Source organism: Pseudomonas sp. P1_F1_2, from assembly GCF_056405815.1.
Map to the genome: position 1 here is coordinate 22107 of NZ_JBFUBK010000081.1, position 7242 is coordinate 29348.

General features: G+C 58.3%; 5 protein-coding genes. 4 read left to right on the forward strand and 1 reads right to left on the reverse strand.

Annotated features, from left to right (window positions below):
- Positions 1-78 precede the first annotated feature (78 nt).
- From glyQ to AC1D2P_RS21710, 4 genes are all read left to right on the forward strand, one after another.
- A complete protein-coding gene (glyQ, locus tag AC1D2P_RS21695; RefSeq protein WP_003213601.1) occupies positions 79-1032 on the forward strand; it encodes a glycine--tRNA ligase subunit alpha in 954 nt (317 codons plus the stop codon).
- Positions 1029-3083, forward strand: a complete 2055-nt coding sequence (gene glyS / locus AC1D2P_RS21700; RefSeq protein ID WP_477811584.1) for a glycine--tRNA ligase subunit beta — start codon at positions 1029-1031, stop codon at positions 3081-3083. The genes glyQ and glyS overlap by 4 nt, the downstream gene beginning before the upstream one ends.
- A gap of 4 nt (positions 3084-3087) precedes the next feature.
- The gene (gene gmhB / locus AC1D2P_RS21705; protein WP_177412260.1) at positions 3088-3627 is read left to right on the forward strand and encodes a D-glycero-beta-D-manno-heptose 1,7-bisphosphate 7-phosphatase; all 540 of its coding nucleotides are present in this window, start codon (positions 3088-3090) and stop codon (positions 3625-3627) included.
- A gap of 78 nt (positions 3628-3705) precedes the next feature.
- The gene (locus AC1D2P_RS21710) at positions 3706-4485 is read left to right on the forward strand and encodes a lysophospholipid acyltransferase family protein (RefSeq protein WP_046030975.1); all 780 of its coding nucleotides are present in this window, start codon (positions 3706-3708) and stop codon (positions 4483-4485) included.
- A gap of 287 nt (positions 4486-4772) precedes the next feature.
- Here AC1D2P_RS21710 and gyrB read toward each other — a convergent pair whose 3' ends face one another.
- The gene (gyrB, locus tag AC1D2P_RS21715) at positions 4773-7190 is read right to left on the reverse strand and encodes a DNA topoisomerase (ATP-hydrolyzing) subunit B (RefSeq protein WP_109786917.1); all 2418 of its coding nucleotides are present in this window, start codon (positions 7188-7190) and stop codon (positions 4773-4775) included.
- Positions 7191-7242 lie beyond the last annotated feature (52 nt).

Consider the following 7242-nt stretch of genomic DNA (forward strand, 5'->3'; position numbering starts at 1 on the left):
GCTCCAGGGGGCGTGCGCAGCAACGAATCGGGTATACTCCCGCTCTTTAAATCGCAGCCCAAGAAACAGGTGAATTTCGTGAGCCAGCCTACGCCAGCCGTGCGTACCTTCCAAGACTTGATCCTCGCCCTCCAGCAATACTGGGCCGAGCAAGGTTGTGTGGTACTTCAGCCCTACGATATGGAAGTAGGCGCCGGCACTTTCCACACCGCGACCTTCCTGCGCGCCATTGGCCCGGAAACCTGGAACGCCGCCTACGTGCAACCAAGCCGCCGTCCGACTGACGGCCGCTACGGTGAAAACCCGAACCGTCTGCAGCACTACTACCAGTTCCAGGTTGTGCTGAAGCCGAACCCGGACAACTTCCAGGAACTGTACCTGGGCTCCCTCAAGCATGTCGGCCTGGACCCGCTGGTCCACGACATTCGCTTCGTCGAAGACAACTGGGAATCGCCAACACTCGGCGCCTGGGGTCTGGGCTGGGAAGTCTGGCTCAACGGCATGGAAGTGACCCAGTTCACTTACTTCCAGCAAGCGGGCGGCATCGAATGCTACCCGGTGACCGGCGAGATCACGTACGGTCTGGAGCGTCTGGCCATGTACCTGCAAGGCGTGGACTCGGTCTACGACCTGGTCTGGGCTGACGGTCCGTTCGGCAAAGTGACCTACGGCGACGTGTTCCACCAGAACGAAGTGGAGCAGTCCACTTACAACTTCGAACACGCCAACGTCGAGAAACTGTTCGAACTGTTCGATTTCTACGAAAGCGAAGCCAAGCGCCTGATCGAACTCGACCAGCCGCTGCCGTTGCCGAGCTACGAAATGGTGCTGAAGGCCTCCCATACCTTCAACCTGCTGGATGCACGCCGGGCGATCTCGGTGACCGCGCGTCAGCAATACATTCTGCGAGTACGCACCCTGGCGCGTTCCGTTGCGCAAGCCTACCTGCTGGCTCGCGCCAAGCTGGGCTTCCCGATGGCGACCCCGGACCTGCGTGACGAAGTACTGGCCAAGCTGGAGGCTGCACAATGAGTGCTCTGGATTTTCTGGTTGAACTGGGCACTGAAGAACTGCCACCCAAAGCCCTGAACACCCTGGCCGAGGCGTTCCTCGCCGGTATCGACAAGGGCCTGCAAGCGGCCGGCCTGAACTACGAGACCAAAACCGTCTACGCCGCGCCGCGTCGCCTGGCCGTGCTGATCACGTCGCTGGYCACCCAGCAACCGGATCGCAGCATCAACCTCGATGGTCCGCCACGTCAGGCAGCGTTCGATGCCGAAGGCAACCCGACCCAGGCAGCCCTGGGTTTTGCCAAGAAGTGCGGCGTCGAGTTGAGCGAAATCGATCAGAGCGGCCCGAAACTGCGTTACAGCCAAAGCATCGCCGGCAAGCCGACCGCGAGCCYGCTGCCGACCATCGTCGAAGATTCGCTGAACGACCTGCCGATCCCGAAACGCATGCGTTGGGGCGCTCGCAAGGAAGAATTCGTTCGTCCGACCCAATGGCTGGTGATGCTGCTCGGTGACGAAGTCATCGATTGCACCATCCTCGCCCAGAAGGCTGGCCGCGATTCCCGTGGCCACCGCTTCCATCACCCGGAAAATGTACGCATCACCTCGCCGGCCAATTACCTGGCCGACTTGCGTGCCGCTTACGTCCTGGCCGATGCCAACGAACGTCGCGAGATCATCAGCAAGCGCACCGAAGAACTGGCCACCCGTCAGGAAGGCACGGCGATTGTTCCGCCGGCGCTGCTCGACGAAGTGACCGCGCTGGTCGAATGGCCGGTGCCGCTGGTGTGCTCGTTCGAGGAACGTTTCCTCGACGTGCCGCAAGAAGCGCTGATCACCACCATGCAGGACAACCAGAAGTATTTCTGCCTGCTGGATGCCGACGGCAAGTTGCTGCCACGTTTCATTACCGTGGCCAACATCGAAAGCAAAGACCCGCAGCAGATCATCGCCGGTAACGAGAAAGTGGTTCGCCCACGACTGACCGACGCCGAGTTCTTCTTCAAGCAAGACAAGAAGCAAAAACTCGAAGACTTCAACCTGCGCCTGCAGAACGTGGTGTTCCAGGAAAAACTCGGCAGCGTCTATGACAAGGCCGAGCGTGTTTCCAGACTCGCTGCGTTCATCGCCCAGCGTATTGGCGGCAATGCAGCCTGGGCGTCCCGCGCCGGCCTGCTGTCCAAGTGCGACCTGTCGACCGAGATGGTCGGTGAGTTCCCGGAGATGCAAGGTGTTGCCGGTTACTACTACGCCCTCAACGACGGCGAGCCGGAAGAAGTCGCCCTGGCACTGAACGAGCAGTACATGCCGCGCGGTGCTGGCGCTGAACTGCCGTCCACCCTGACCGGTGCGGCCGTGGCCATCGCGGACAAGCTCGACACGCTGGTGGGTATCTTCGGTATCGGCATGTTGCCAACCGGCAGCAAAGACCCGTATGCCCTGCGCCGTGCAGCGCTGGGTGTGTTGCGCATCCTGATCGACAAGAAGCTGGACCTGGACCTGACCGACGCCGTGGCCTTGGCCGTCGATGCGTTCGGTGCCAAGGTCAAGGCCGCCGGCCTGAACGACGCGGTGCTGGAGTTCATCTTCGACCGTCTGCGTGCCCGTTACGAAGACGAAGGCGTGGATGTCGCGACTTACCTGTCGGTGCGTGCCCTGAAGCCGGGTTCGGCACTGGACTTCGACCAGCGTGTTCAAGCGGTAGAAGCTTTCCGCAAATTGCCGGAAGCTGCGGCCCTGGCTGCGGTGAACAAGCGCGTATCGAACTTGCTGAGCAAGGTCGAAGGCTCCGTTCCGACGGTGGTTGAAGCCAAGTACTTCGACAATGCCAACGAGTTCTCCCTGTACTCGGCGATCCAGCAGGCGGACCAGGCTGTTCAGCCGATGGCCGCGGCCCGTCAGTACAGCGAATCGCTGGCACGCCTGGCCGCATTGCGCGAGCCGGTGGATGCGTTCTTCGAAGCCGTGATGGTCAACGCAGAAGATGCCAAGGTCCGCGCCAACCGCTATGCCTTGCTGGCGCGTCTGCGTGGCCTGTTCCTAGGCGTCGCTGATATCTCGCTGCTGGGCTAAGGGGCTGCGTTTGAAACTGCTGATTCTCGATCGCGACGGGGTGATCAATTACGACTCCGACGCTTACATCAAGTCGGTGGAGGAGTGGATTCCACTTCCCGGTTCGATCGAAGCCATCGCGCAGTTGAGCAAGGCCGGCTGGACGGTAGCCGTGGCTACCAACCAGTCGGGTATCGCTCGCGGCTATTACGACATTGCCACCCTGGACGCCATGCACGAGCGCTTGCGCTCATTGGTGGCGGAGCAGGGCGGTGAAGTCGGGCTGATCGTCTATTGCCCGCACGGGCCGGACGAAGGCTGCGATTGCCGCAAGCCGAAACCCGGGATGTTGAAAACCATCGCCGGGCATTACAACGTGTCGCTGACCAATCTCTGGTTCGTCGGCGACAGCCTTGGTGACCTGGAAGCCGCCAAAGCCGTCGATTCACAACCTGTTTTGGTAAAGACCGGGAAAGGCGTAAAGACTCTGGGCAAGTCCCTACCGGTGGGCACCTTGATTTTTGACGATCTGGCGGCGATTGCCGCAGAACTTATCCACAATTAAAGTGCTTCGATTGTTCCGATTAAGGACTGATCGGGAGTGCGCTTATAGACGGGCAGAGCCCGCACGGTAAACGTCACCATGTCGATACTGCAGGCCATCAGAACGTTCCTCTTTTATCTGTTGCTGGGCACCAGCTCTTTGCTTTGGTGCAGCCTGAGCTTTTTCATCGCGCCTTTTCTGCCGTTCAAGGCGCGATATCGCTTCATTAATGTGTACTGGTGCCGCTGCGCCTTGTGGCTGAGCAAAGTGTTCCTGGGCATCAGCTACGAAGTGAAGGGCGCCAAGAACGTGCCTGACCAACCCTGCGTGATCCAATCGAACCACCAGAGCACGTGGGAGACGTTCTTTCTCTCCGCTTACTTCGAGCCGTTGAGCCAGGTGCTCAAGCGTTCATTGCTGTATGTGCCGTTCTTCGGCTGGGCCATGGCCATGCTGCGACCAATTGCTATCGACCGCGACAATCCAAAAGCCGCGCTCAAGCATGTGGCGAAGAAAGGCGACGAGTTGCTCAAGGACGGCGTCTGGGTCCTGATCTTTCCGGAAGGGACACGGGTTCCGTTTGGCACCATCGGGAAATTTTCTCGCGGTGGTACCGCCTTGGCCGTCAACGCTGAGCTTCCCGTGTTGCCGATTGCGCACAATGCCGGCAAGTTCTGGCCAAAAACCGGCTGGGCGAAGAAGCAGGGTGTCATCACGGTGATCATAGGGGAACCGATGTACGCAGAGGGTAGCGGGCCTCGCGCCATTGCCGATCTGAACGACCGGGTGCAAGCCTGGAACGAGCAGATGCAACGGGAAATGGGTTCACTTCCGGCAACCCCGGCGGCGCCGACTGCCAGTGATCAAGTGACTGTCTGAGATTCTGTGGATAACCTGTGTACCGTTTTGTCGAAAAGCAGCGTTATTGTTTTATAAGCTTATGATTTATATACATATTTCTTAAACACATAAAACGCAGAAAATGGTGCATAAGTTTTTTTCGGGCGCAAAAAAACCGGCTGATATAGCCGGTTTTTTTATGCCTCGGATTTGCGGTTTTCCACTCTATGAACTAAAGGAGTGGACGACCTGAATCGAGGTGTTTTTAGTCCATAAAAAAGGCCAACGCTAAGCGTTGGCCTTTTTGGTTTGGCAGGTTCGCTGGATCAGAAATCCAGGTTGGAAACCGCCAAGGCGTTGCTTTCGATGAAGTCACGGCGAGGTTCGACCGCATCACCCATCAGGGTGTTGAAGATCTGGTCTGCGCCGATGGCGTCTTCGATGGTCACTTTGAGCATCCGGCGCTGGCTTGGGTCCATGGTGGTTTCCCACAGCTGATCCGGGTTCATTTCGCCCAGACCTTTGTATCGCTGGATGGTGTGACGCTTGGTGCTTTCAGCCATCAGCCATTCAAGKGCTTCCTTGAACTCGGTCACCGGCTTCTTACGCTCGCCACGCTGGATGTACGCACCGTCGTCCAACAGGGTGCTCAGTTGCGCGCCCAGGGAAACGACAGTCCTGTAATCGTTGCTGCCGAAGAAGTCGCGGTTGAAGGTGACGTAGTTCGACAGGCCGTGGGAGATCAGTTCGACCTCTGGCAGCCAGACGTTACGTTCGCGGTCTTCACGCAGGCTGGCTTTGTAAACCAGGCCGGACTTCTCGACGGTACGCAGGCGAACTTCGTACTGAGCCAGCCAATCCTGCATCGCTGCGTGATCGGACAGTTGCTCCATGCTCACCGCAGGCAGGTAGATGAAGTGCTCGGTCAGCTCCTGTGGGTACAGGCGCGACAGACGCTTGAGGGTCTTCATCACCAGACGGAAGTCATTCACCAGACGCTCAAGCGCCTCGCCGGAGATACCTGGGGCTTCTTCGTTCAGGTGCAGGCTCGCATCTTCAAGGGCCGACTGCGTCATGTACTCTTCCATGGCGTCGTCGTCTTTGATGTATTGCTCTTGCTTGCCTTTCTTGACCTTGTACAGCGGTGGCTGAGCGATGTAGATGTAGCCGCGTTCGATCAGCTCTGGCAACTGACGGAAGAAGAAGGTCAGCAGCAGGGTACGGATGTGCGAACCGTCGACGTCAGCATCGGTCATGATGATGATGTTGTGGTAGCGCAGCTTGTCGATGTTGTACTCGTCGCGGCCGATGCCGCAGCCCAGCGCGGTGATCAAGGTGCCCACTTCTTGCGAAGAGATCATCTTGTCGAAGCGCGCCTTCTCGACGTTCAGGATCTTGCCCTTGAGCGGCAGGATGGCCTGGGTGCGACGGTTACGCCCCTGCTTGGCGGAGCCGCCAGCAGAGTCACCTTCCACGAGGTACAGTTCGGAAAGGGCAGGGTCTTTTTCCTGGCAGTCAGCCAGTTTGCCCGGCAGGCCGGCGATATCCAGCGCGCCTTTGCGGCGGGTCATTTCACGGGCTTTACGCGCCGCTTCACGAGCACGCGCCGCGTCGATCATCTTGCCGACGACCAGTTTGGCTTCGTTCGGGTTTTCCAGCAGGAAGTCGGAGAAGTACTTGCCCATTTCCTGTTCGACGGCGGTCTTCACTTCGGAAGAAACCAGCTTGTCTTTGGTCTGGGAGCTGAACTTCGGATCCGGTACTTTCACCGAAATGATCGCGGTCAGGCCTTCACGGGCGTCGTCACCGGTGGTCGCGACTTTATGCTTCTTCGCCAGACCTTCAGCTTCGATGTAGGTGTTCAGGTTACGCGTCAGTGCGGAACGGAAACCCACCAAGTGAGTACCGCCATCGCGCTGTGGAATGTTGTTGGTGAAGCACAACAGGTTCTCGTTGAAGCTGTCGTTCCACTGCAGGGCGATTTCCACGCCAATGCCGTCTTCACGCTGGATGTTGAAGTGGAACACCTGGTTGACCGCAGTCTTGTTGGTGTTCAGGTATTCAACGAATGCACGCAGGCCGCCTTCGTACTTGAACAGCTCTTCCTTGCCGCTGCGCTCATCCTTGAGGACGATGCCGACACCGGAGTTGAGGAAGGACAGTTCACGAATCCGCTTGGCCAGGATGTCCCAGCTGAAGTGGATGTTCTTGAAGGTGTCTTCTGAAGGCTTGAAGTGAATCTGGGTACCAGTGGATTCGCTTTCGCCAACGATCTTCATCGGCTCTTTCGGAACACCATGGATGTAAGTCTGTTCCCAGATCTTGCCACTGCGGCGAACGGTCAGGACCAGTTCTTTGGACAGGGCGTTCACCACCGACACACCTACACCGTGCAGACCGCCGGATACTTTGTAGGAGTTGTCATCGAACTTACCGCCGGCGTGCAGCACGGTCATGATGACCTCGGCTGCCGAAACGCCTTCTTCTTTGTGCACGTCTACCGGGATGCCACGGCCGTTGTCACGAACGGTGATGGACTCATCCGGGTGAATGATGATGCTGATGTCGTCGCAGTGGCCGGCGAGAGCTTCGTCGATCGAGTTATCGACCACTTCGAACACCATGTGGTGCAGACCGCTGCCATCGTCGGTGTCACCAATGTACATACCGGGACGTTTGCGTACGGCATCCAGGCCTTTCAGCACTTTAATGCTCGTTGAGTCGTACGTATTTTCTTCGCTCAATGCCTTCACTCCCGATGGTCGTGGGTCTGGGTGATACGGCCCTGTTCCACGT

Excerpts from the sequence above, each read along its gene's own strand:
- AC1D2P_RS21710 (WP_046030975.1), top strand. The coding sequence starts at position 3,706 with ATGTCGATACTGCAGGCCATCAGAACGTTCCTCTTTTATCTGTTGCTG.